Genomic DNA, 25,370 nt, shown 5'->3' on the forward strand with positions numbered 1-25,370 from the left:
TGTAAGGCAGATGCTCTCCCAACTGAGCTAATCCTCCAAAAGTGACCCGTGCGGGATTTGAACCCACGATACCAGCGTGAAAGGCTGGTGTCTTAACCACTTGACTAACGGGTCATAAATATTGACTAAAGCGGGTAACGAGAATCGAACTCGCGACAACAGCTTGGAAGGCTGTGGTTTTACCACTGAACTATACCCGCATATCAGCAACGAGTATAATAATATCAAATTCTCTATAAAATTGCAAGAATTTTTTAAAATTAATTCAAATTATAAAAGCCGAATAATAATTCTAACAAGAATTCAGCATTCGGCTTTTTATTCATAATAATATCAGTTATTTTTTTGCCAAATCCCGAAACAAAAAGAAACGATTATTACTAAAATAACAGCACCAATTATTGAGGGAATAATTGCCATTCCGGCTATTTGTGGTCCCCAAGAACCTAAAATCCATTCTCCAAAGCTGGAACCGACTAACCCGGCAATTATATTTGATATCCATCCCATTGAACCACCACGTTTAGTAATTGCACCTGCAATTGCTCCGATAATCCCACCAATGATCAATACCCAAATCCAATGTAACATTTGCCATCCTTCCTTTCTTTCTTATTTTAATGTTATATTCCTATTAATTTTATTCTGTCATATTAACTTAAATAACAAAAGCATAGCAAATATTCTTAAGTCTTTTATATATTCTTTTTCTATAACATTTCACTATAAAAGACAAGTACCCTTTAGAATTGACCTTAGTTAATACTAAATTTTTGTGTAAAAAAAGAACCACTTAGAAATTCTAAATGGTTCTTTTAGCCAGATCGGGAAAACAGGATTCGAACCTGCGACCCCCTGGTCCCAAACCAGGTGCTCTACCAAGCTGAGCTATTTCCCGAGAAAGTGCCGAGGACCGGGATCGAACCGGTACGGTTATCACTAACCGCAGGATTTTAAGTCCTGTGCGTCTGCCAATTCCGCCACCCCGGCATAATATTGAACTGGCTAAGCGGAAGACGGGATTCGAACCCGCGACCCCCACCATGGCAAGGTGATGTTCTACCACTGAACTACTTCCGCAAAAAGTGACCCGTGCGGGATTTGAACCCACGATACCAGCGTGAAAGGCTGGTGTCTTAACCACTTGACTAACGGGTCATTCAAATATATTAATTAATAACTCGTCTTTCACAACGTTATTAATAATATCAAGTGGTCTTTAAAATAGCAAGTACTTTTTTGTATTTTTTTAATTTTTTTGTTTATTTAACTATGCTGGCACTACATTAACTTTAATTACCTCACCACTTACTAATGTTATTTTCTTATCCATCGTTCTAATTATTAATGCACCATCGTCATTAATTTCCTCAGCTATTCCAGTAATTAAATTACCCTTTATTCTTACAGTAACCTGAGTGCCTAACAAGATTGATCGTTGACGATAAGATAACAAATGTTTTCCTTCTTGATAATGAGGAATATCTTGAATAATTTGATTAATAATAGCAGCAATAATTATGTTACGGTCTATATCAACTGAGCAATTAGCATCAATTGAGGTCGCCTTATTACTTAATATACCGGGGAAATTATCTGTAGTAATATTTATACCAATCCCGCAAATAGTCATCCCCCTAACCTGTTCTACCAATATCCCACCAATTTTCTTTCCAGCAAAATAAAGATCATTTACCCACTTTAATTTAATTTCTTTATCAGGATAAAATTCTTCGATTACACTGGCAATGGTTACTGACAGACCAGTTGTAAATAGGCCCCTATTCCTTATTCTTACAGTAGGAATAAGGAGGCTAAAGTATAAACCAGTTCCAGCTGGTGAATAAAAGTCTCGGCCAAATTGCCCTTGTCCGCTTATTTGCTCGTTTGCAATAAGAACTTTCAATTTTGAAGGCTGCTCGTTTAGAATCTGCTCTTTTGCTAATAATTGTGTAGAGGTTACTTTATCGTATAACTGAATTTGACATGGGGGCGCAATTAGTTGACGCAATCTTTTTAAATTATATATGTTTAACATAATTAAATCAGGTGAACACCCTTATCAACGTAAATTACATCCCCAATAACTCCGCTTGACAAGTCACTCATTAAGAAAGCACAGGTATTACCAATTTCATCAATAGTAACATCTTCACCATCTATCGTTCTTGCTTGAGACATTTTTAGCAGGTCGTTATGTCCCTTAATTCCAGTAACAGCTAAAGTCTTAACTGCCCCGGCAGAAATCGCATTAACGCGTACACCATCTTTTCCTAAATCACGAGCAAGATAGCGAACGCTCGCTTCAAGAGCTGCTTTAACAATTCCCATTACATTGTAGTTTGGAATTGCTCGTTCAGAACCAAAGTAGGTCAACGTTACAACACTTGCCGGATTTGTTAATAAATCTAATTTCTTAGCTTCTTTGGCAACGGCAATTAATGAATATGATGAAATATCTTGTGCTAGGGAATAACCTTCCCGACTGGCATTAAGAATTGAACCAGCTAATTCTTCTTTTTTGGCAAATGCAATTGCATGCACAATTCCATCAACCTTACCATATTGTTCTTTAATTGCGAGAAATGCATTTTCGATACTTTCATCACTTGCGACATCACACTCCACAAGTAAGTCTCGATCATCTACTAGCTTTATAAGGCTCTTTTTAATTCGTTCATTTTGGTAGGTATAGATAACCTCAGCACCTTGTTCGCTCAGCGCCTTTGCACATCCCCATGCGATTGAACGCCGATTTGCTACCCCCATTATCACAATTTTCTTACCGACTAATAAATTTCCCATTTTCTTCCTCCTTAAAATTTACGATAGCGTGCCATCCTCATCTGAATTAGCTGCTCTTTATCTAATTTTTGCAATACTTTTAAGTGATGCCATAATACTTGATCGATTGCTTGACATGTCTGGAGATGGTTATCACTTTCTGGGATAATCCCATCAATTATCTTTTTTTCTAATAATTTTTGTGGTGTCATTTGCATTAATTCAGCGGCCTCAGCTGTTCGAGCGCTGTCTTTCCACATAATCGATGAAAAACCTTCTGGTGACAAAATTGAATATGTGCTATCTTCAAGCATCCATACTTCATCACCACATGCCAACGCTAATGCGCCTCCACTACCACCTTCACCATAAATAACAGTAATAATCGGAATGGGCAGTGACGAGATTTGCAAAATATTCTGCGCAATTGCTGCTCCTTGCCCTTTTTCTTCAGCGTCTTTACTTGGGAACGCCCCAGCAGTATTAACAAAGCAAAGAACAGGTCGGTTAAACTTTGCAGCTTGTTTAATCAGCCGCAACGATTTACGATATCCAGCCGGCATCGCCGATCCAAAATGAGTTTTTATTTTTTCACTAGTGTTACTACCCCGATTAGTAGTAATTACCGTAACCGGTTGATTATGGAAAAGAGCAATTCCACCGACAATTGCTGGGTCGTCATCGCTAAGACGGTCGCCATGCAATTCCATAAAATCATCAAAAATATTATTAATAATTTCAATTCCAGTAATTTTTCGGTCACTTCGCGCACGACCCACAATATCCATTGCAGACAATTTCTTACCCATTATTAGCACCGCCGTTTCTTAATAGCCATTCAAGGACTTTCTTTTCTTCTTGTCGGCGAACAATTCGGTCGATAAAGCCATGCGCTAACACATTTTCTGCTGATTGTAAATCACGTGGTACTTTTTGCTGGATTGTTTGTTCAATTACACGCCGACCAGCAAAGCCAACTAAGGAATGAGGCTCAGCAAGAATTATATCCCCATCCATTGCAAAACTTGCGGTTACTCCACCGGTAGTTGGGTCGGTTAAAACAACAATATATAACAATCCAGCCGCCGCGTGCCTTTGAATTGCCTGAGAGATTTTAGCCATCTGCATTAATGATAAAATCCCCTCCTGCATTCTTGCCCCTCCTGATGCCGTAAATAAGACCACTGACTGCTGATGTTTAGTTGCGTATTCAAATAGACGCGTTATTTTTTCACCAGTTACTGTTCCCAGTGAACCCATAATAAAAGTCGGATCCATTATCCCTAGTGAAAAAGTGGTACTGGCAATCTTTGCTTCACCAGTTAATACCGAATCATTTAGTTTGGTTTGTTTTTGCAGCTTCTTCACCTTTTCCCTGTATCCCGGAAAGTTTAAAGGGTCATTAGTTTGCAAATCAGTATCAAATTCTGAAAAATTATCAACCAGCCATGATAGGCGCTGACGTGCTGAAATCCGAAATCCATAATCACATGATGGACAGGTAGTAAAGGGGGTTAACTGTCTAGCAAAAAAAGTAGTATTACAGTGAGGACACTTAAGCCACATATTATCAGGTACTTTGGCATCAGCATTTCGGTCAGCCTTAATATGGCGCTCGCTTAATGTATTATATTGTTCATATAATTTCACGCACTTACTTCTCCCTTCCATCGCGGCAAAAATTGTTGCTCTAAGAATGTCGTAGTTGCTGTTCCCTGCAGGAATTCAGCATCGTTTAGAATTGCGAGGTGAAAATTCTGATTGGTGGTTACACCGATAATCACCATTTCATTTAAAAGACGCTTAATCTTCTCAATCGCTTCCGTCCGATCATTTCCAATTGCAATAACTTTAGCAATCATTGAATCATAATAGGGACTAACCTTACTTCCGGGATAAAGGGCGGTATCGATCCTCATCCCTAAATTACCAACTGGCAAATATAAATAATTAACGGTTCCTGTCATTGGCATAAAGTTATGTTGGGGGTCTTCGGCATTAATACGGCATTCAATTGCATGCCCCCGAACTTGAATATCTTCTTGAGTAAACGGTAATGGTTTCCCAGCAGCAACCAACACCTGTGCTTTAACTAGGTCAATTCCGGTCACCATTTCTGTTACCGTATGTTCTACCTGGATCCTGGTATTCATTTCCATGAAGTAGAACTGGTGATGTTCGTCCATTAAAAACTCAATTGTTCCAGTATTATGATAATCAATTGCATTAACCGCTTGTAGTGCAATTTCCCCTAGATACTGACGTTGCTTTTGCGTAATTAACTGACATGGACTTTCTTCAATTACCTTTTGCTTATTACGTTGGATCGAGCAATCACGTTCAGGAAAATATACTGCATGATTAAAATTGTCTCTAAAGACTTGTACTTCAATATGTTTAACATTTTCCATGATTTTTTCTAGATACATACGGTCATCATTAAACGACACTTTCGCCTCACTTTGAGCTTCTGCAAAAGCTTGTTTCATTTGCATGCTATCTTCAATTCGGCGGATTCCTTTACCACCGCCACCCGCGGCTGCTTTTAATAAGACGGGGTAACCAATTTTTTCTGCAACGTCTATTGCTTCATCTGGACTCGTGATATAGCCATCGCTACCAGGAATAACCGGTACTCCTGACTTTTTCATTTGTTCGCGTGCATGTTCTTTATTGCCCATCAAATCAATAGTTGCTGGTTGCGGACCAATAAAAGTAATTCCACATTCTTCACACATTGATGCAAACTCTGCATTTTCCGATAAAAAGCCAAAGCCAGGATGGATTGCTTGGGCCCCTGTACCAACAGCCGCTTCTAAAATATTTTTGACATTTAAATAAGAATCTTGTGGTCGAGCTGTTCCTACACATACTGCTTCATCGGCTAATTGTACATGAAGGCTTTCACGGTCAGCTGTTGAATATATTGCAACTGATTTGATTCCTAATTCCCGTAATGATCTGATTATTCGCACCGCAATTTCGCCACGATTTGCAACTAGCACTTTTGAAAACATGTAAACACCTACCCTATCATAAAAGTCAATTCAGCTGTGCATACTTTCTTTCCATCGACAGTTGCTATTCCTTTACCACGACCGATATTTTTACGAACCTTCTCTAAGCACACTTCTAGCTTCATTGAATCACCAGGCCGAACTACTTTCCGAAACTCCGCAGATTGGATTCCACCAAAGTAAGCTGTTTTCCCTTTAAAACTTTTTTCGGATAAAAGGGCAACTGCGCCGGTCTGCGCTAATGATTCAATAATTAGTGCTCCAGGAAGAACTGGATTTTCAGGGAAATGACCGTTAAAGACATTTTCGTTAATCGTTACATTTCGTCGTGCAACTGCCTTTTCGCCTGGAATCAACTCCTCAACACAATCAATAAGTAACATTGGATAACGATGAGGCAAAATTTTTTGAATTTCCGTCGAATCTAGAATCTTAGTCATTACTATTCTCCTCCATAATTGTAAATAATGGTTGTTCTACTTCTACTAATTCTTCATTACTTACATGAATTTCTGTAATAACCCCGGTATAATCACTCTTTATTTCTGTCATCATTTTCATTGCTTCAATGACACAGACTACATCGCCTTTTTTAACCGAATCACCAACTTTAACATAAGAATCAGCATCTGGCTTAGGTTGCAGATAAACCGTTCCAACGAGTGGTGCTTTAATTTCAACACAATTTTCTTTTTCTACGGGTGCAGTGGTTTCTTTCTTTTCTGGTAATACTTTTGCCTCATCTGCCGTTTTAGTTGTTCGTGACTGCCTATTTTTACTTAAATATAGATGAAAAGTACCATCAATTATTTCCAATTCACGTGTATCTGAATCTTCAAATTCTTGCATTAGTGCTTGGATGTCCTTGAGTTCCAAAATAAATCACTTCCATTTTTTGAATGCCAATACAGCATTGTGTCCACCAAAACCAAATGAATTACTAAGAGCATATTCAGCTTCTGGTGCATCTTGATTTGCTGAGGTAACCAAATTAATAGCACACTCAGGATCCTGGTCATAACAACCAACATTTACTGGTAATTTGCCCTTTTGTAAAGCAGCAATAGTAATAACAGCTTCTATTGCGCCAGCAGCCCCTAATAGGTGACCTGTCATCCCCTTTATCGAACTGACGCGCACATCACTTTTTTCACCAAATACTTCATTAATTGCCTTTGATTCGCCCGCATCATTTGCATGCGTTGCCGTTCCATGAGCATTAATATATGAAACATCGGCTGGTGAAATTTTTGCTTCGTCAATTGCTAACTTCATTGCTCGACTTGCGCCGTTTCCTTCTGGATCAGGAGAAGTTATATGATAGGCATCTGAGGTTGCTCCATAGCCAACGATTTCGCCGAGAATATTCGCTCCTCGCTGCTGGGCATGGCTAAGTTCTTCAAGGACAAGTGTTGCTCCTCCTTCCCCAAGGACAAAGCCACTACGATTCTTATCAAATGGCAGGGATGCCCTTAATGGGTCCGTGGCAGTTGTTAAAGCCGTTAAGGCAGCAAAGCCAGCAATTCCAATTTCATTAACGGAAGCTTCAGAGCCACCAGCAATCATTACTTTTGCGCGTTTTTCCTTTATTTGGCGGAAAGCTTCACCAATTGCGTTGGTCCCTGTTGCACATGCTGTGACGATGGACGTACAAATATTCTGCGCATTAAAGCGAATTGAGATATTACCTGCCGCCATATTTGCAATTGACATTGGAACGAACATTGGTGAAACGCGCTTTGGTCCCTTATCATGCATTTTGATAATCTGTTCTTGAATAGTTGTTAAACCACCAATTCCTGAACCGTAAATGACACCTAAATCTGTTGGCTTAGTATTAGTCTCATCAATTTTTGCCATTTTCATTGCTTCATCTGCGCTTTGAAGAGCATATTGCGAATATAGGTCCATTCGCCGTGCCGCTTTTTTGCCAATTACCTCATTTGAATCAAAGTCATCGATTTCACCTGCGACGGTGATTCCAGTTTTACTTGCATCAAATTTCTTGATTTTTTTAATGCCTACCTTACCGCGTAAAGTATTATTTATAAAATTTTCTAGGCCATTACCATTGGGAGTAATAGCACCCATTCCTGTAACTACAACTCTTGTCATTGTATCCTCCTAAATTGTCATTCCGCCATCGATAACGATAGTTTGCCCCGTAATATAGTCATTTTCTACTAAGAATTTAGCAGTTTGTGCGACTTCATTAGGATTCCCTAATCGTTTTAGTGGAATATTGTTTAGAATTTCATCCTTTACTCGGTCATTTAAGGCATCAGTCATATCACTGGCAATCATTCCTGGAGCAATTGCGTTACACCGAATTCCTCGTAAAGCTCCTTCTTGCGCAATCGTTTTCGTTAATCCAATTACTCCTGCTTTACTAGCAGCATAATTTGCCTGACCAATATTTCCATGAAGGCCGACAACACTGGCAAGATTGACTATGCAGCCTGACTTTTGCTTTAACATTCTTTTGAATACCTGCTGCGTCACCATAAAAGTTCCGCGCAAGTTGATATTCAAAACACGATCAAAATCGCTTTCTTTCATCCGCATCATTAACTTATCATTAGTAATACCTGCATTATTAATTAAAATATCAATTTTACTATTAGTGTCATATATCTTATTCACCAAGTTGCTAATTGAGTCTTTATCCGCAATATCAGCCTGAATATACTGATAATTTGCATTGATTAATTCTAACTGTTCCCTTAAGCTTTCCGGTATATCAGCTTGACGCCCATTGATAATAACCTGACAGCCGGCTTTAGCAAAGGTTAATGCGATAGCAGCGCCAATACCGCGAGTACTTCCTGTAATTAGGGCCGTTTTACTTGTTAGCTCCATTTTGTCGCTCCTCTATAAATTTTTCATAATCATGAAGATTACTAATATGGAATGTTGTGAGTCCTTTTTCAACCTGTTTAGCAAATCTAGTTAGTGTTTTCCCCGGGCCAATTTCAATCGTGGCATCAATTTGTTGATGATTTACCAGATACCTTATATCGGCACCAAAATGAGTTGGAACTGCTAACTGCCGCTCTAAAATTGCTGCACTGTCTTTAGCATTAAATGGCTGAATCGTGGTATTGCTGATGACTGGTACTAATGGCTGATTAAATTTGATATTCATCAATCGCTGATGCATCTTTTTACGTGCTTCATTAAACAAAGGCGTATGGAAAGCACCACTCACCTCCAGATTAACTGCACGCTTAGCAAGTTTCTCTGTTTCAATCTTTTTAATAGCAACATGAACATCATCACTCACCCCGCCTAAAACAATTTGCCGTGGAGAATTAAAGTTGGCAATATAAATCTGCTTTCCTTTTTTTTGCTGCTCATCAACGAATTGTTTTATTGCTCCAAGATTGGGGTCTAATATAGCTGCTAGTGTACTAGTAACTTTTTCCGCATCGCTTTGCATATACTTAGCTCGATCGGTGATTAGCTGTATTCCTTCATTAAAGTCAAGCATCTGGCTAGCAAGCATAGCAGCATACTCACCAAGGGATAATCCTACCATTCCAGCAACCGGTAGTTCAGGAAGGTCTCGTTGTAACATTCGGTAAATTCCGTAGCTAACTGTTACTAGTGCTGGTTGAACGTATTCTGTTTTAGTTAATTCTTTATGATCATTTTGCATGATTTGTAGCAGGTCAAGTTGCGAAAGTTCGCTTGCTTCTTCAACAATCCTTGAAAAAAGAGAGTCGGCCATAAGCTCGACTCCCATTCCCGATCGTTGCGCACCTTGACCGCTAAACATTATTCCGTAGCGCATTATTTTTCATCAACTTGTTTCTTTACGAAATCAACTACATCCCCAATGGTTTCAACATTCTCATCGGCATCTAATTCAATATCAAATTTGTCTTCAAGTTCATTCATAATTTCGAAAACATCTAAACTATCTGCATCAAGATCATCCTTAATTTTTGCGTCCAACGTCACTTTGTTTTCATCAACATCTAATTCATCAACAGTAATCTTCTTTACAGTGTCAAAAATTTCTTCTTTTGTCATTTCTATTCTTCTTTCTCTAATACCTTAAAATTATTGTGCCAGTACTCAAGCCACCACCAAAGCCACTTAGGGCAATGAGGTCACCTTGCTTTACTAATCCATTAGCAATACACTCTGCTAATAAAATCGGCTCGCTTGCAGCAGCGGTGTTCCCATACTTCATTATATTTAACGGAAACTTTGTTAGCGGAAGCTGTAGTTTCTTAGCGATCTGTTTTATTATTCGTTCATTAGCCTGGTGAAGTAAAAAGTGATCAATATCACCTAAACTTATTTTAGCCTTTGACGTAGCAGTAATAATTGAACGGGGAACTTCATGAGTGGCAAAACGATATACATCCCTTCCTTGCATTTCAAAGGGAGTCAGTGTTGTCACTTTCCGGGGAAAAGTTGGATCCACATTAGTACCACCGGCAATTATTTTATTAGCTAAATTACCATATGTATTTAAACAGTGGGCTAATATTAATGGTTCAGTTGTTTCAACCTTCTTTAGTAAAACTCCGCCTGCACCATCACCAAATAGCACTGCTGTACTCCGGTCATGCCAATCAATAAGTTTTGATAAAACCTCTGCACCAATCACCATCGCATTTTTATAAGAAGAACTTTTAAGCATCATTTCTGCTGTAGTTAATGCATAAATGAAGCCCGTACAGGCAGCTGAAACATCAAAAGCAGCGGCTTGCGTTGCACCTAGTTTTCCTTGAACAATGGCTGCGGTTGATGGAGTATATGCATCGGGAGACATTGTTGCAACAATGATTAAATCAATATCACTCACACTAATTCCCGTTGCTTTTAATAATCGACGACCAACTTCCACCGCTAAATCAGAGGTATTTTCTCCATGACTAATATATCGCTGTTTTATTCCCGTTCGTGTTTTTATCCATTCATCAGAAGTATCCATTAATAATGATAATTGCTGATTGGTAACTACTGATGAGGGATGATAACTTGCAGTACCGACAATTTTTATGTCTTGCACTAGTTTTCAATCCTTATTTAAGCGTGTTCATCCACAAAGTCTTCGAGGTTTTGGAGAGCTTTCTTTACTACTTTCATTTCATCATCGTTCATTCCCGCAAGAAATCGTTCAACCATCATATTATGGAATGCTCGATGGGCACGATATAAAACTCGGCCACGTTTTGTTAATTTTAGCCGAACAATCCGTCGATCATCTTTATCCCTAATTCGTTCAACATAGCCTTTGCGAATTAAGCGATCGGCCATTGAGGTCATCGTTCCCGGAGTTAAATGAAGTTTTTCGGCAACTTGCGAAATTGTCTGGTGATTATACATCGTAATTGCATCAATTGCGTGCATTTCTTTGATTGTTAAATCACTAAAAGTACTTTTACGAAGCTCATTTTCTTCAATCCATAAAATCCCCGAATAAGCCTTTATTAATCCCCTATTAATTTTTTGGTAATCGTTATCCCTACTCATAATGCATTTCTCCCTTTCATTTTTATTCGACAGTACAAATAATTTGATTATCAAAATACATTATAAAGGATAACAGCTCTTCTTGCTAAATCTTTTCTTTCCGATCAGCAACAATAAATATTAATTCGGCACTACATGCAACCTTGTCTCCTACAAGAGCCTTAGTTTCAACAACGCCCATATTGGAGCGAACTTTCTTTAAGCTGACATGTAGCTTAAGAATATCACCTGGTTTTACCATTAAGCGAAATTTAGCTTTATGAATTGCACCAAGGTATGCCGTTTTTTTATAGAAGCGAGGTGATTTTAAAATTAAAATCGAAGCAGCTTGTGCTAGGGTTTCGATAATTAAAACACCGGGCATCACAGGATTTCCAGGAAAATGTCCCCGAAAAAAAGATTCATTAATAGTAACATTTTTAGTCGCAGTAATCTTTTCTTCTGGAACAAGCTCATCAACGTAATCGATATAACAAATAGGATATCGGTTAGGAATAAGGTCCATAATTTCCTGGGCGGTCATTATTGCCAAAAAGATTCACCTGCCTTCAATAATTTATTTCGAGTATCAAAATATTCGATGTTCAAATTATATGAAATAATACTTTGATTGTCAAACTATTTTTCCATTAAACGATAATATTTTATATTTTCCCGCTGCTTTACTGTTAAATCGTGTATTGCTAAAATTAAAGTAATTAATTAAACGTGAGGAATATATATGGAAGCAGATAAATACTTAAAATTAATTCAAGAAGAGCTAAGTAATCTTCCTGATTATGTAAATGAATATTATTTAGGAACTAACCATGCCGTAACTACTACCTACCAATACTTAACCGAAATTCGTCGTTTCTTTGACTGGCTACGATCCAGTGGCTTAGTTAATGTTGACTCAAATAAGGAACTCCCTGTAGAAGCGTTAGCTAAACTTCGCAGAAACGATATTATGCTTTATATTGACTACCTACAACATACTACTAATGCTCAAGGACGGTTAAACTCCCCCACTTCCATCAATCGATCAATCAACGCTTTACGATCATTATATAAGTATTTAACTGTTACAGCAGACATTAATGACGGTGAGCCCTACTTCTACCGTAATGTAATGCTTAAAATTGATTCGCTCAATGATACAAAAACGCTTAATTATCGAGCGCATACGCTTGCCTCACATATGTATCGTGGTCAAATGAAATTTGATTTTATCGATTTTATTGAAAATGAATACCCTAATAAATGCGATAAACGTGCTATTCCTGCCTATAAAGTAAATAAAGAACGGGATATTGCAATTATCGCCTTAATTCTTGGAACGGGTGTCCGGGTATCAGAAGCCGCCAATGTTAATTTAGGCGACCTAAATTTAAAACAGGCATTATTAGATGTTACTCGTAAAGGTGGACAGCGAGACTCGGTTCCAATCGCACCATGGGCAATACAATATATTCAAGCATATCAATCAATCCGCGCTCAACGATACCATGCTTTAAAAAAAGATACGGCATTCTTTCTTACTATCTATCACAAAGAAACTCGGCGCATGACTGCAAATGCAATTGAAAAAATGGTTAAAAAATATTCCACCGCATTTGGACACCCGCTTACTCCTCATAAGTTGCGTCACACATTAGCCTCAGAAATGTATGAAGTAACTAAAGACCAAGTTCTGGTTGCTCAACAATTAGGGCAAAAGGGAACCTCTGCCACTGACCTATATACTCACGTTGATCAAAAGCAGCAACGAAAAGCACTAGATCAAATTAGTAAATCAAGTGATAAAGAATCATAATAAATTATCATTACCTACTTCTATAATGCCTTAATGTTCGTTATAATGGAAAAGATGTATTCTTTATTGGAGGAGAAAATTTTGGGCTTTATTACATCATTTTTTGGAAAGAAGCACTATGTATGTCCATTTTGCCATGAGCATTACACTTTTTCTAGCTTAAGTGCTCGTCGATTAACTGATAAAAACGGACATATACATTGTTATTATTGTCGTAGAAATTTACAACAATTACATTAAAAGTGTGTCTTCTAAAAATAAAACTTCAAATAAAAACCGTTGGTCATTCAAGATCAACGGTTTTTATAATAATATGCATGATTACAAATAAGCGACCAAAATCAGCTGTTAAGTTAATTTTGGCCCCTTATTATTTTCAATTTTATAAAATCAATAAGAGCTATCAGTTCTTATTACTTTGGATACTCAATCTTAGTAGTAACGACGCTTATTTACACCTGCAAGTCCAAACATTGTTAATAACGTAGCCATACCGAGGCCCATTACTGCCTTGTTGGTATTATTCCCTGTTTGCGGTAAACGAGGGTCTTGGGTAGCAGGCTTCTTAGGACTTTCAGGAGTTGTTGGTGTTCCAGGATTACTTGGAGTTTGCGGATTCTCCGGTGTTGTAGGTGTATTTGGTGTGCCTGGGGTTTGCGGAGTATTTGGTGTTTCAGGAGTTGTTGGTGTTCCTGGAGTGTCTGGTGTTCCAGGATTATCTGGGGTTTGCGGAATGAGTGGGTTATGAGTCTTCAATCCGTAACCAATTAGATCCCAATCAACTGGTTTTTCACGTTCACCAGGTAAAGCAGCAGATTCTAGGTCCCCCAACATATTAAGGTTTTCACTTGAATCATCCCAAATCCAGTCACCTTGATTAGTCATTTTAGCTAATACAGTAGTTGTATTATCAGGATTAATTTGTAATAAGAAACTTGGCGCCCATGTAGAATCCATTCCCTTACCAGCTACTTCATTCCGATTAGTCATATACGAAGTAACTAGTAACTGATCATCTTTTCCAGCCACTGGAACAGCGTAATAGGAATAAGTTGCAGTCCGCCAATTTGCAGGTACAGATGCAGTTAAAACAACACCTGATTCATTTAATGGTTTATATTCACCGGTTAAGCTATCAGCAACATAGCCAACCATTGCAACATTATCTCCAACATTATAGTTAGCTTTCATCCATGCATCATCATTACTTCCTCGATTCAACCGAGTCGCAGCAAAAAGATAGTACTTATTTCCTAATTTAACAACGTTAGGACGTTCAATTTCATCACTAACCATTGGTGCGGTAAGTATTGGAGAATATAGTTGTGCAACTGATGGATTCTTTTCATCATTATTGAGTTTAAGGATACCAATAGCAGCATTAGCCCAACTAGCCCGACTCTTAATGTCGCCATTTGAAAGAATTTGAAAAAGACTCTTTACATTAAAAGCGTCGTCTCCACCATAATTTACCCAGTTGTAAATTTGGTCTTCGCCTTGGTAATTTTCAAGGCCTGTACTTGCTTCAAAGACAAGGTAACGATTGCCATCATTATCTTCAATTACGTGAGCATCACGCATTGCAATGTTATCAGCACCCTTATTAGTGGCCTTCCATTGTGCATAAGTTTGGTAGTAGTATCCATCACCCTCGAAGATAACATGGTCATTAGCAACGTTAGCAATTTCTACATTATTATCATTGTCTTTGAGGTAAAGTGTTGCACTTGCCAATTTTTGATGATTCGTATTGTTATCAGACGTATCAACCTTGGTGTAGAACAATTGAATAGAGTCATCACTATTCACAACTGCTGATCCTGACCATTCCTGAGTAATAGCATTAGCATTGTAGCCAAAAATTGCTCCAGCGTTCTTCCAGTGACTTAATTCGTTATCACCATACTTATTATATAAAAGGTAAATGTGGTTATCATTAGTATTAGGAACACCCATCATGGCAACAACTAGTTGGTAACCATTCCAATTAGCAACTTGTCCTGTACGAACATCTTGAACTGGCCATGAATCCCACACATCCAATGGTTGAACAACATTTGTCTGAGCATCCTTAGTAGTTGCTGCAGGCATATTTTTAATTTCACGTGCATTAAAGAATGGAACTGCATAACGACCATCCTGCTTGATTAAAGTATCAGCAATTTTCTGAAAATCACTGTAAGTCATCTGGGTTCCGGTCTTAGCCTTCTTAGAAAACTTAACCTTGTTTAATGCCTTAACTTGGTCTTGGGTTAAACTAGCAGGGTCAATACCAGCATTCTTAACTACAGTCGCTGCTTCCTTATTTAACTTAACTTCATCAGTTGCTTTAGTAGGCGTCTTTGTTTCGTCTTTTGTACTTTCTTTTTCTACATTATCATTAGTAGTAGAAGTTGCAGCACTATTCGTCTTGCTATCAGGAGTGTTTTGAACAGCAGGTGCTGCTTTTTCATTATCGTCCTTACTTTGAATAGCAACGTTAGTATCATTTGCGCTATTAGCAGAAGCACTTTTAACATCAGAAGCTGATGAAGCAGCACTTGCACTTGAGTTCGTAGTTGATGATGCTGAGGAACTAGCAGCGCTACTGTTTGCTGTAGTAGTATTAGCTGATTGTGCCTCCCCTAATTTAATACTTTTTACCGGAACATTACCATCGTCAGTAGCTACCTGAACAGCAGGCACATTGTTGCTATCTTTTTCGGTAGTATTAGCAGATGCGGTTATACTTGATGCTCCTAATACTAAGGCTGCTGTAGACAAAGTTACAACCGCCCAGTTCTTACCGCTTTTGTACATTTTCTTGTGTTCTTTTCTTTCTAGCATAACGTATTCACCTTTCATGTTAAACGTTTGTCAATTAATCTATGCGTATTTTATTATATTTTTCGTAACTTGTAAATATTTTCTTCACATAAAATTCATATTTCATCTTATTTCCTTTCAGACGAACTCAAACGATCAACTACCCATCAAAAGTAATTTCATTTCGTCTGAGAGCTAATTTTTAAAATACCCCAGTTTTTCATCTATTCTAGGTCTAAGTAAGACTCTTTTGATAAAAGAGTCTTACTTAAACTACTAGTAAACGTTGATATAATAGGGTTTAAAAATTGTATATTTTCGTGTAAGACTGTTGTATAATTTTATTGAAAAAGTGTCTCACGAAATATACTAACAATTTAACCTATTTGTGAGTAAAAAAAGGAGTATTTTAGCTTTATGTTATATAATGCAGCATTAGTTTTAGAAGGTGGCGCATTTCGCGGTCAATATACTGCTGGAATCGTTGATACATTTTTGGCCCATCATATTGAATTCCGTAGTGTAATTGGTGTATCGGCTGGATCACTATGCGGGGTTAATTTTGTGTCTAAGCAATATGGTCGCGCAGCAAATATTAATATTAACCACCGACATGACCGAAATTACATTTCAATGGCCCGTGTCTTTAAAAAGCAAATTATTAATCTAGACTATTTGTTTGAAGACCATGGTTACTCATGGCAAAACTTCAATGAATCCGCCTATCGTCGCTCGGCTTCCCACTTTACTGCCGTTGCAACTTCTGTAAAAACCGGTAAAACGGTCTTGTTTACTGATCCGGTTGGTGAAGACCTTACCAACGCGTTGAAAGCCTCTTCTTCAATGCCCTTCTTATCTGACCCACAGGAAACATCCAAGGGCCCTTGCCTAGACGGTGGTATAACCGATTCGATTCCATATGATATTGCGCAACAACAAGGCTTTGATAAAATTGTGGTTGTTCGTACTCGGGACATTAATTATCGTAAAAAGCCTTCAAGTCCAGCTGTTAAGCGCCTTTATAACTTGGTGTACAAAGATCATCCTGAATTTGCTAAAGCTGGTATTAACCGGCCACTAGTTTATAATCAGCAAATAGCTGAAATCAGTCACCTCGTCCATGAAGGAGAGATCTTTAATATTGCTCCATCTAAGCCAATCAAGATTAAGCGAATTGAAGGAAACATAAAAAAGATCCGTGCTCTTTATGAAACTGGACGGCGTGAGGGGGAAACTATCATTCCATCATTAGTTGAATATTTAGAAAATTAATAAAGGATGAAATATTATGTCAACTAAAAAGCGGCTTTACGTTCCCAAAAATAAAACAAATGGGCAAAAAAAAGGAAAAAGAAAAATTTGGGTAGAAAATGTTAAATTCTTAACCCTAGAAGAATATGATCGTTTACGTGAAGCTATTAAGTTATATTCACGTCCAGAACTAGTAAACAGAAATCTTCTTTTAATTGCAATTGCCTTAAATAATGGTCTACGTGCTTCGGATGTTGTCACCCTTCGCGTTGGTCATGTATTAAATAAAACCAAAACACGAGTTATTGAGCAAAAGACTGGTAAAGCTAAAACACTATTTTGGAATAACTGTTTAGCGGAAATTATTGATTACTTAAATGACCTTGACTACCATGATGAAAATGATTACCTTTTTCCAGGCAAACAGAATGGTCATTTTTCTGTTCATGGATTTTATGAGATGTTACAACGAATGGCGCGAAAAACTGGTGATAGTAAAATTACCGCTAAAATTGGTACTCACTCGTTTCGGAAAACGTTTGGCCGCCAGTTGTATAAGAAAGGCGTTAATGTTGAAATAATCTCACAACTATTCAACCACTCTTCTGAACGAAACACTCGTCACTACCTCGGAATTGAACAAGAAGATCTTGATAAAGTAGTTCAGAATTTCAAATTTGAATAGTTTCATTTTCACATATTATGTCAACTAAAATTTAGTTGCTTTTCCGAATTGCTTTCTTTCAATAAATTATTTACGATTAAAGTATTCTTTATATTGGAAGGTGACTAAGTTGAGTTCAAAAGCGGTCCCCAAGAAGCAATTATGGGGAATTGAATTAAATCTTGTTTCATTACTGTTAAGTAGTATTAGTCCGGTACTTAATAAATTCTCACTTGTAAGTTTAAGTCCCGTTGTCGGTGGTATCTTTACTAGTTTCTTTGCCACAATTTTTGTTCTTACAACGATTTTTATTATGCATCGCCGCGTATCATTTACTAATCTCAAGAACCCTTGGCTATGGTTGTTAGGTGGGACCAATGCTATTGGTATTATTCTCCAGTATGTCGCACTCTCTTCTCTTAGCCCAATCACAGTAACATTAATTGCACGGATGTATTTAGTTTACGTTTTCTTCCTATCTTATGTGTTTTTAAAAGAAAAGATTACTAAGTGGGATTATCTTGCAATTATTCTTTGTATTGTTGGTTCGTTCTTTATTTCAGGTAGTCGATTACAATTTAGTGACAATGTTCTCGGCCTAATTTGTGCATTTATCTATCCTCTAATGTACGCTGCTAACAATATTATTGCTAAGTATCTCGTTGGGGAAGCAGAGCCTAGTAATGTTCTCTTCTATAACCATTTGACCTCCGCGTTATTATTGCTTTGCTATGCATTAATTACTAGTACTTCATTCAATAATATTTCAGGACGAGCAGTTGCTTTTAACTTTGGTGGAGCATTTTTCAATGGCTTTATGTCTTTATTGCTTTTTTACACTAGTTTGAAATTCATTACTGCTGGAAAAGCTAATATTGTTCGCGCGCTTGGACCAGTTGTTGTTATTATCTACTCTTCATTCTTTTTCCCGGTTCAAGTAACGCCATCCTTAATTACCGGTGCGATACTTGTAATTATGGCAAGTACAATTGTTACATTTACAAAAACTAATCAAGGATAACAAAAAAATCGTCAAATTTAACTATTGGTTTAGTTAGATTTGACGATTTTATTTTTTTAACGATATTCGTAAGTATCTACACGTCGACGATAAACAATGTACCGCCGGAAAATATATTGCCATGGTAAAGTCAGGGCATGAACTAACCGAGTATATGGGAAGTAACCAAAGATTGCAAAGCCACAAAGAACGTGAATCTTATAAATTAATGGAACAGAGGTCATTAATTGCCATTGTGGGTTTAGAACAAATAGGCTCCGAACCCATGGGCTAATTGTCGTTCGGTAGTTAAATCCTTCCATAAAGGCTCCGCTAATTGTACACGTTAACCCCAATGCAATGGTAATTAACAATGCCCAATCAACAATAATATCATTTAAGTCACTTGTCTTATATACACGGGCAACGGTCATCCGACGATATGTCAAAATTGCAATACCGACAAATGCTAATACCCCTGCTGGAATCCCCATCATTAGTGAACCAAACATGTGATACATATGATTAGTAATCCCAAAATAAGCCGTCCAACTTTCAGGCACAAGCATCCCTAGGCAATGCCCAAAGAATGCAAGGATAATACCAACGTGAAACATAATACTTCCAACCATCAGCATTTTCTTTTCAAAAATTTCACTTGATTTTGCGGTAATGTTCCAGTGAAAATATTTAAATCTTACAAATGTTCCAATAAAAAATGATGCTAGCATTACATATGGATATATTACCCATAAGAAAATTGACCAGCCATTATGCATTTTCCTGCACCTCCATCTTAATACAGGACCCGACTAATGTCCGTGTAAGTCTGATTAACTGGATATATGGATTATCGTTATCGATAACAGCATTTTTTAATAGATTATATGTTCCATCTTCAATGACGCTCAGTGCCAATTGAATATCCTTTCTCCGTGGATCATTATCATATTCGCCAAACGCTAGAAATTCTAACAATAATGGTAGGTAATCTGATAATTCACTTGTTGCTTCAGAAACACCAAACATTTCATAAAGCATTTTTAGTTTAGCCAACACAGACCCCCGCTCCCGGGAATCAGTCATTTTATAGTATGACATATATAAGGTATAGCGCCGGTTCATTTCAAATAAGTGAGTATAAATTTCCTCGCGTTGAACGGGGGAATATTCGGCGATTTCATCAAATAAGCTTAGAATTTCTCCTCGGGTTGCAGTTGATAAGGCACTATCCTTCATTAATTGTTGACGAAATGTCATTGAAAAAGTATCTTTTTCTGGATAATCAATTAATCGCGAAAGAATAGCAAATGTATTCTTTAACTTAGCTAACCTTTCAAAATCAATCACGCCAAATACCTCCATAGAAACTATCAGCATACATCTGATTAGTTGACTTTCCTGCTTCTGCCTTCTTAAACATACTCTGGTGTTGTGGAGCAAGGACACAGCCGTCACACTCATCGTAACCTAAACTACCTTGTTCAGTTTGTGCATCTTCCAACTCAGCTTTTTGGCTCCGTGGAATGACGAACCGGTCTTCATACTTAGCAATTGCTAATAGTCGATAAAGCGAAGTTGCACTTGCTTCAGTAAGACCAACACGTGATAACTTGTCAGTATCAAAATCACGGCCACTAGTTTTGGCCCGCATATATAGACGCATCATTGCTAATTTATATAATGCATTTTTGATTACCGGAACATTCCCACCAGTTAATAAACTCGCAAGGTACTGAACCGGAATCCGCATTTGATCAATACCAGGAAAAATCATTTCAGGATCCTTAATTGAATCCCGACCTTCAAAGTAACTCATAACTGGTGATAGAGGTGGAATATACCAAACCATTGGCATTGTCCGGTATTCAGGATGAAGAGGGAACGCAATCTTTTCTTTTACCGCCATCTTATAAATTGGTGATTTTTGCGCTGCCTCAATCATCTCTTCTGAAATACCGTCTTTACGAGCTTGTTCAATAATCTCGGGATCATTAGGGTCAAGGAAAAGTCCTAATTGTGCCTCATATAGTTTGCTTTCATCAAGCGTAGAAGCTGCCTCTTCAACGCGGTCTGCATCATATAGGATCGCGCCGATGTAACGAATTCGCCCAACACAAGTTTCGGCACAGACTGTTGGGGTCCCTTCCTCAATTCGTGGATAACAGAAGGTACACTTTTCTGCCTTATGGGTCTTCCAATTAAAGTAGACCTTCTTATAAGGACAGCCCGTCATACAAAAACGCCAACCACGACAGCGATTTTGGTCAACAAGAACAATCCCGTCTTCATCCCGCTTATACATTGCACCAGAAGGACACGAAGCAACACATGGTGCATTTAAACAGTGTTCACATAATCGAGGTAAATACATCATAAATGCCTGTTCAAAATTGTCCTTAATATCGCTTTCAATCTTCTGCATGTTTGGATCCTGCTTAACATATTCGGTTGATCCTGCTAAGTCATCATCCCAGTTAGGACCGGTTGTTAACTCCATATTCTCACCGGTAATTTGTGACTTAGGGCGTGCAACTGGTTGGTGTTTTTGTTCTGGTCCAAATAAAGTCTTATAATCATACGTCCATGGTTCATAGTAATTATCCATTTCGGGCATATCATTATTATAAAAAATCTTCCCGAGGGCAATTTTATTTAGTTTATTTCCAGCACGTAATTGTAGTTTACCTTTTGAATTAAGCGTCCAACCACCATGATACTGGTTTTCGTCTTCCCACCGCTTAGGGTAACCAACCCCTGGCTTTGTTTCAACATTATTAAACCACATATATTCAGCGCCGGGACGATTTGTCCAAGTATTCTTACAGGTAACTGAACAGGTATGACAACCAATACACTTATCAAGGTTTAATACCATGCTGATTTGTGCTTTAATCTTCACTCCAGTTCACCTTCTTTAGTTTTCGTACATTTGCATAGAGGTCACGCTGGTTTCCAGTTGGACCGTAGTAATTCCAAGCATAGCTTAACTGCCCATATCCACCAACCATGTGTGTTGGCTTTACGTGAATTTGAGTTGGTGCGTTGTGCGAACCACCGCGATTACCGGTAATTGTTGATAATGGTTCATAAATTTCATTATCTTGGGCGTGATACATGTACATCGATCCTTCTGGCATTCTGACAGACACTACAGCCCGTGCCGTCACAACCCCGTTACGATTGTAGACTTCAATCCAGTCATTATCTTTGATTTTAATCTTTTCGGCATCTTGTGGACTGAGCCAAATCGTTGGACCACCACGGAATAGTGTTAGCATTTCCAGATTGTCATAGTACATTGTGTGAATATTCCACTTACCATGCGGTGTCATATATTTCAATGTAATCTCGTTTTCTACTGGCGGAACATCAACATCCCCTGGTGCCATAACAATTGGCGGTAATGATGGCTTATATGTTGCCAAGCTTTCACCAAATTCACGGAATATTTCATGATCAATGTAATAGTGTTGACGACCAGTCAATGTTCGAGTAGGAATATTGCGCTCAGTCATTAATGAGAATGGTGTGTACCGGGCACCACCATGTTTAGCGGAGGTGCCAATTGGCGTTGGATATGCCTCCTGTGGTTGTGCCGTAATTTGGTTAAATGACATTACATCATCAGCATGTCCTCGACCAATATCAGTAAGTTTTTCGCCTGTTCGTTCTTGCTTCTTTGCCCATGCCCGGTCAGCCAGCTTACCATTAGAAGCAGTTGACATCCGCAAGATAGCATCACAAACCTTTTGATCTTCATCAAGTAAAGGACAACCAGTACCGATACCATCCGTAGCTATGCCGTTCATATCCTTGAGGTAATCATATTGATCTTTTACATCATAAGGATAATTATTAACAATATTTGGTCCCAAGGTAATAAACTTTTCATAAACCTTACTATAGTCACGTGGCACAAGCTTTAATGATGGCATGGTCTTTCCTGGAATTGGTTCTACTTCACCCTTCTTCCAGTCCTTAATTTCGCCGTATGGCTGGGCAATTTCACCAGGTGTGTCATGACCAAGCGGAGCACTCTTTAGGTCATAGTGGGTACCTGGCATATATTCCTTAGCCATCTTAGAAAAAGTCTTTGCCAATAGTTTAAATTGTTGCCAATCGGACTTTGATTCCCACATTGGACTAATGGCATCATTAAACGGATGAATGAACGGGTGCATGTCAGTCGATGAAAGATCTTTCTTTTCATACCAAGTAGCGGCTGGAAGTACAACATCCGAATACATCGGCGTTGAAACCATTCGGAAGTCCATATCGACAACAAGGTCAAGCTTTCCAACAGCTCCCTTATCATGCCAAATCATGTTTTCAGGTTTTACCCGGTCATTAGGTTTGGCTAGCAAGCCATTTTCAGCCCCAAGAAGGTGTTTCATAAAGTATTCTGCACCCTTACCTGAAGATGCAAACAGATTAGACCGCCACAAGAAGAACGCCTTAGGCTGGTTTTGCTTTGCATCTGGATCTTCTGCTGCAAAGTGAAGCGTGCCCTTTTTTAGTTCATCAACAATGTGGTTTGAAATTTCATTAAGGTCAGTTGTGCCATAGTCCTTAGCAAAGGATAGTGGATTTCGATCAAATTGTGGGTATGAAGGCAACCAGCCAAGCCGAATTGCCAGCTGGTTATAATCAGCATTATGGAGGTAAGAATGTTTACTCTTCCATACAGGTGATTTTTGTGCCTGGTTATCAATTTCCTCGTAACGCCACTGGTCAGTTGCAAAGTAATACCACGTCGTCCCTTGCATTTGACGTGCACCGCCTTTTTCCCAGTCATTGGCAAAGGTGATATTAGCCCACCCTTCTTGTGGCCGAAGTTTTTCTTGACCTACATAGTGAGCCCAGCCACCACCAGTCTTACCAACACAACCACACAACATCAGCATGTTGATAATATTCCGGTAGTTCATATCAGCATTAAACCAGTGGTTAACACCACCGCCCATGATTACCATGCTACGTCCATCATTCTCTGCGGCGTTTTGGGCAAACTCACGGGCAATTTGAACAACCTGCTTAGCCTTTACACCAGAACGACTTTCCTGCCATGCAGGCGTAAAGTAACTATCTGCATCATATGCATCCTTAGCTGCTAACTCATCATGACCAGTCCGGTTAATACCCATTTGCGCCATCATCAAGTCATAAACGTTAGTAACTAGGTGTTCACTGCCGTCAACAAATTTAACTCTTTTGACTGGCAAGTGACGTTGGACAATATCATTTCCTTCATTGCTAAATGCTGGAAAATCAACGATAACTTGGTCGGCCTCACCAGATTGATCCATTACTGATAATGCAGGATCAATCTTATTTCCATCTTGGTCTTTTAACTCAAGATTCCACTTTTCATTATTATCATATTCTTGTCCCATCGTCCCATTTGGAACAACAATCCTATGACTATTTTGGTCGTAAACAACCGTTTTCCAAACCGGATTAACAATTGAACGATCCTCAACCAAATCGCTAATTCGGATAAAACGACCTGGGGTATAGTGCCCTTTATTAGCGGCACTTTCCGTCATATCAACCAGGAATGGCAAGTCTGTAAATCGCTTTGAATAATCAATAAACCGCTTAACCGGATGTTTTTGATAGAATTCGTCTAAAATAACATAGGTCATCGCTTGGGCCACCGCTGAATCGCTTCCGGGATGCGGGGCTAGCCAATCATCAGCGAACTTTACATTTTCCGCATAGTCCGGACTTACTGCAACAATCTTAGCTCCCTTGTAACGAACCTCAGTCATAAAGTGAGCATCAGGAGTCCGCGTCAATGGAACATTTGAACCCCACATAATAATGTAGGAACTGTTATACCATTCTGCCGATTCGGGTACATCAGTTTGCTCCCCCCATACTTGAGGGGATGCCGGTGGTAGATCGGCATACCAGTCATAGAAACTCATTTGTTCACCACCAAGTAAGGCGATAAAACGGGCTCCAGCACTAAAACTCATCATTGACATTGCGGGAATTGGCGTAAATCCACCAATTCTGTCTGGACCATATTTTTTAATGGTGTATAGGCAAGCAGCTGAAATCATTTCGAGTGCTTCATAGCGGTGAACACGAATTAGGCCACCGTGTCCACGAACTGACTTATACTTCTTAGTCTTTTCAGGGTCTTCAACAATACTCCCCCATGCTTCAATTGGGTTAGTATGTTCTTTTTTAGCTTGCATCCATAGTTCCCATAACTTACCGCGAATATAAGGGTACTTAATTCGAACCGGGCTATACTCGTACCATGAAAAACTAGCTCCCCGTGGACAACCCCGCGGTTCATAACCAGGTATATTTGCTCCACAGGATGGATAATCAGTTGCCTGATGTTCCCATGTAATAATTCCTTGTTTTACATATACATTCCAAGAACATGACCCTGTACAATTGACTCCGTGTGTCGTTCGTACAACTTTATCATGTGCCCACCGTCGCCGATAGAGCTTTTCCCAACGACGATTATTATCTTCAAGTTGCGAGAAAGTTCCATTAAACTTTTCAACTTTATTAAAGAAACGCGACTTCATCGTTGAT

At 38.6% G+C, this 25,370-nt stretch carries 24 protein-coding genes and 6 tRNA genes; 4 read left to right on the top strand and 26 right to left on the bottom strand.

Annotation, left to right across the window (positions count from 1 at the left end; translation table 11 throughout):
* Positions 1-42: 42 nt before the first annotated feature.
* From H5S39_RS03055 to fabZ (H5S39_RS03155), 21 genes are all read right to left on the bottom strand, one after another.
* Positions 43-114, bottom strand: a tRNA-Glu gene (locus H5S39_RS03055).
* A 15-nt stretch (positions 115-129) separates the two neighbouring features.
* Positions 130-200 (bottom strand) — tRNA-Gly (locus tag H5S39_RS03060).
* Positions 201-333: 133 nt separating this feature from the next.
* Positions 334-591 (bottom strand): GlsB/YeaQ/YmgE family stress response membrane protein, encoded by a 258-nt coding sequence (locus tag H5S39_RS03065; RefSeq protein WP_182596971.1) that lies wholly within the window; start codon positions 589-591, stop codon positions 334-336.
* A 233-nt stretch (positions 592-824) separates the two neighbouring features.
* Positions 825-898, bottom strand: a tRNA-Pro gene (locus H5S39_RS03070).
* 6 nt (positions 899-904) lie between these two features.
* Positions 905-990: transfer RNA gene (locus H5S39_RS03075), tRNA-Leu, on the bottom strand.
* Between the two features lie 18 nt (positions 991-1,008).
* Positions 1,009-1,080, bottom strand: a tRNA-Gly gene (locus H5S39_RS03080).
* Between the two features lie 6 nt (positions 1,081-1,086).
* A tRNA-Glu gene (locus H5S39_RS03085) sits at positions 1,087-1,158 on the bottom strand.
* Between the two features lie 112 nt (positions 1,159-1,270).
* Positions 1,271-2,038 carry a biotin--[acetyl-CoA-carboxylase] ligase gene (locus tag H5S39_RS03090; RefSeq protein ID WP_182596970.1) on the bottom strand — a complete coding sequence of 256 codons (768 nt, stop codon included), beginning with the start codon at positions 2,036-2,038 and terminating at the stop codon, positions 1,271-1,273.
* 2 nt (positions 2,039-2,040) lie between these two features.
* The gene (gene fabI, locus H5S39_RS03095; protein ID WP_182596969.1) at positions 2,041-2,805 is read right to left on the bottom strand and encodes an enoyl-ACP reductase FabI; all 765 of its coding nucleotides are present in this window, start codon (positions 2,803-2,805) and stop codon (positions 2,041-2,043) included.
* An 11-nt stretch (positions 2,806-2,816) separates the two neighbouring features.
* Entirely contained in the window at positions 2,817-3,593 is a 777-nt protein-coding gene (accA, locus tag H5S39_RS03100; RefSeq protein WP_182596968.1) for an acetyl-CoA carboxylase carboxyltransferase subunit alpha, read from the bottom strand.
* Positions 3,586-4,434 carry an acetyl-CoA carboxylase, carboxyltransferase subunit beta gene (gene accD / locus H5S39_RS03105; RefSeq protein WP_182596967.1) on the bottom strand — a complete coding sequence of 283 codons (849 nt, stop codon included), beginning with the start codon at positions 4,432-4,434 and terminating at the stop codon, positions 3,586-3,588. The genes accA and accD overlap by 8 nt, the downstream gene beginning before the upstream one ends.
* Complete coding sequence (gene accC, locus H5S39_RS03110) at positions 4,431-5,801, bottom strand: acetyl-CoA carboxylase biotin carboxylase subunit (protein WP_182596966.1); 1,371 nt, start codon at positions 5,799-5,801, stop codon at positions 4,431-4,433. The genes accD and accC overlap by 4 nt, the downstream gene beginning before the upstream one ends.
* Positions 5,802-5,809: 8 nt before the next feature.
* A complete protein-coding gene (gene fabZ / locus H5S39_RS03115; protein ID WP_182596965.1) occupies positions 5,810-6,241 on the bottom strand; it encodes a 3-hydroxyacyl-ACP dehydratase FabZ in 432 nt (143 codons plus the stop codon).
* Entirely contained in the window at positions 6,234-6,677 is a 444-nt protein-coding gene (locus H5S39_RS03120) for an acetyl-CoA carboxylase biotin carboxyl carrier protein (protein WP_182596964.1), read from the bottom strand. Before H5S39_RS03120 ends, fabZ (H5S39_RS03115) begins: the two co-directional genes overlap by 8 nt.
* A gap of 6 nt (positions 6,678-6,683) precedes the next feature.
* Positions 6,684-7,916: a beta-ketoacyl-ACP synthase II gene (gene fabF / locus H5S39_RS03125; RefSeq protein ID WP_182596963.1), complete on the bottom strand. Its 1,233-nt coding sequence runs from the start codon at positions 7,914-7,916 to the stop codon at positions 6,684-6,686.
* 9 nt (positions 7,917-7,925) lie between these two features.
* The gene (gene fabG, locus H5S39_RS03130) at positions 7,926-8,660 is read right to left on the bottom strand and encodes a 3-oxoacyl-[acyl-carrier-protein] reductase (protein WP_182596962.1); all 735 of its coding nucleotides are present in this window, start codon (positions 8,658-8,660) and stop codon (positions 7,926-7,928) included.
* Positions 8,644-9,594, bottom strand: coding sequence for an ACP S-malonyltransferase (locus H5S39_RS03135; protein WP_182596961.1), 951 nt, complete (start codon positions 9,592-9,594; stop codon positions 8,644-8,646). The genes fabG and H5S39_RS03135 overlap by 17 nt, the downstream gene beginning before the upstream one ends.
* On the bottom strand, positions 9,594-9,836 hold the full coding sequence (locus tag H5S39_RS03140) for an acyl carrier protein (protein WP_182596960.1): 243 nt from the start codon (positions 9,834-9,836) through the stop codon (positions 9,594-9,596). Before H5S39_RS03140 ends, H5S39_RS03135 begins: the two co-directional genes overlap by 1 nt.
* A gap of 16 nt (positions 9,837-9,852) precedes the next feature.
* Positions 9,853-10,827: a beta-ketoacyl-ACP synthase III gene (locus H5S39_RS03145; RefSeq protein ID WP_182596959.1), complete on the bottom strand. Its 975-nt coding sequence runs from the start codon at positions 10,825-10,827 to the stop codon at positions 9,853-9,855.
* Between the two features lie 17 nt (positions 10,828-10,844).
* Positions 10,845-11,291: a MarR family winged helix-turn-helix transcriptional regulator gene (locus tag H5S39_RS03150; RefSeq protein ID WP_182596958.1), complete on the bottom strand. Its 447-nt coding sequence runs from the start codon at positions 11,289-11,291 to the stop codon at positions 10,845-10,847.
* A gap of 85 nt (positions 11,292-11,376) precedes the next feature.
* Positions 11,377-11,823 (bottom strand): 3-hydroxyacyl-ACP dehydratase FabZ, encoded by a 447-nt coding sequence (gene fabZ / locus H5S39_RS03155; RefSeq protein WP_182596957.1) that lies wholly within the window; start codon positions 11,821-11,823, stop codon positions 11,377-11,379.
* A gap of 189 nt (positions 11,824-12,012) precedes the next feature.
* Here fabZ (H5S39_RS03155) and xerS point away from each other — a divergent pair, with 189 nt between their 5' ends.
* Positions 12,013-13,086 carry a tyrosine recombinase XerS gene (xerS, locus tag H5S39_RS03160; protein ID WP_182596956.1) on the top strand — a complete coding sequence of 358 codons (1,074 nt, stop codon included), beginning with the start codon at positions 12,013-12,015 and terminating at the stop codon, positions 13,084-13,086.
* A gap of 432 nt (positions 13,087-13,518) precedes the next feature.
* Here xerS and H5S39_RS03165 read toward each other — a convergent pair whose 3' ends face one another.
* Positions 13,519-15,912, bottom strand: a complete 2,394-nt coding sequence (locus H5S39_RS03165) for a glycoside hydrolase family 68 protein (RefSeq protein WP_182596955.1) — start codon at positions 15,910-15,912, stop codon at positions 13,519-13,521.
* 396 nt (positions 15,913-16,308) lie between these two features.
* Here H5S39_RS03165 and H5S39_RS03170 point away from each other — a divergent pair, with 396 nt between their 5' ends.
* The 3 genes from H5S39_RS03170 to H5S39_RS03180 all read left to right on the top strand — a co-directional run bounded on the left by H5S39_RS03170 (position 16,309) and on the right by H5S39_RS03180 (position 18,827).
* A complete protein-coding gene (locus tag H5S39_RS03170; protein ID WP_182596954.1) occupies positions 16,309-17,163 on the top strand; it encodes a patatin-like phospholipase family protein in 855 nt (284 codons plus the stop codon).
* Positions 17,164-17,179: 16 nt separating this feature from the next.
* A complete protein-coding gene (locus H5S39_RS03175) occupies positions 17,180-17,827 on the top strand; it encodes a site-specific integrase (RefSeq protein ID WP_182596953.1) in 648 nt (215 codons plus the stop codon).
* Positions 17,828-17,936: 109 nt separating this feature from the next.
* Complete coding sequence (locus H5S39_RS03180) at positions 17,937-18,827, top strand: DMT family transporter (RefSeq protein WP_182596952.1); 891 nt, start codon at positions 17,937-17,939, stop codon at positions 18,825-18,827.
* 56 nt (positions 18,828-18,883) lie between these two features.
* Here the strand turns inward: H5S39_RS03180 and narI are convergent, their stop codons facing one another.
* Genes narI through H5S39_RS03200 form a run of 4 tightly spaced genes read right to left on the bottom strand, consistent with a single transcriptional unit; the run spans position 18,884 to position 25,363 of the window.
* Positions 18,884-19,585, bottom strand: coding sequence for a respiratory nitrate reductase subunit gamma (gene narI, locus H5S39_RS03185; protein ID WP_182596951.1), 702 nt, complete (start codon positions 19,583-19,585; stop codon positions 18,884-18,886).
* On the bottom strand, positions 19,578-20,156 hold the full coding sequence (gene narJ, locus H5S39_RS03190) for a nitrate reductase molybdenum cofactor assembly chaperone (RefSeq protein WP_182596950.1): 579 nt from the start codon (positions 20,154-20,156) through the stop codon (positions 19,578-19,580). Before narJ ends, narI begins: the two co-directional genes overlap by 8 nt.
* Entirely contained in the window at positions 20,149-21,708 is a 1,560-nt protein-coding gene (gene narH, locus H5S39_RS03195; protein ID WP_182596949.1) for a nitrate reductase subunit beta, read from the bottom strand. Before narH ends, narJ begins: the two co-directional genes overlap by 8 nt.
* The gene (locus tag H5S39_RS03200; RefSeq protein WP_182596948.1) at positions 21,698-25,363 is read right to left on the bottom strand and encodes a nitrate reductase subunit alpha; all 3,666 of its coding nucleotides are present in this window, start codon (positions 25,361-25,363) and stop codon (positions 21,698-21,700) included. The genes narH and H5S39_RS03200 overlap by 11 nt, the downstream gene beginning before the upstream one ends.
* Positions 25,364-25,370 lie beyond the last annotated feature (7 nt).

The organism is Limosilactobacillus rudii, assembly GCF_014145455.1.
Lineage (GTDB): Bacteria > Bacillota > Bacilli > Lactobacillales > Lactobacillaceae > Limosilactobacillus > Limosilactobacillus rudii.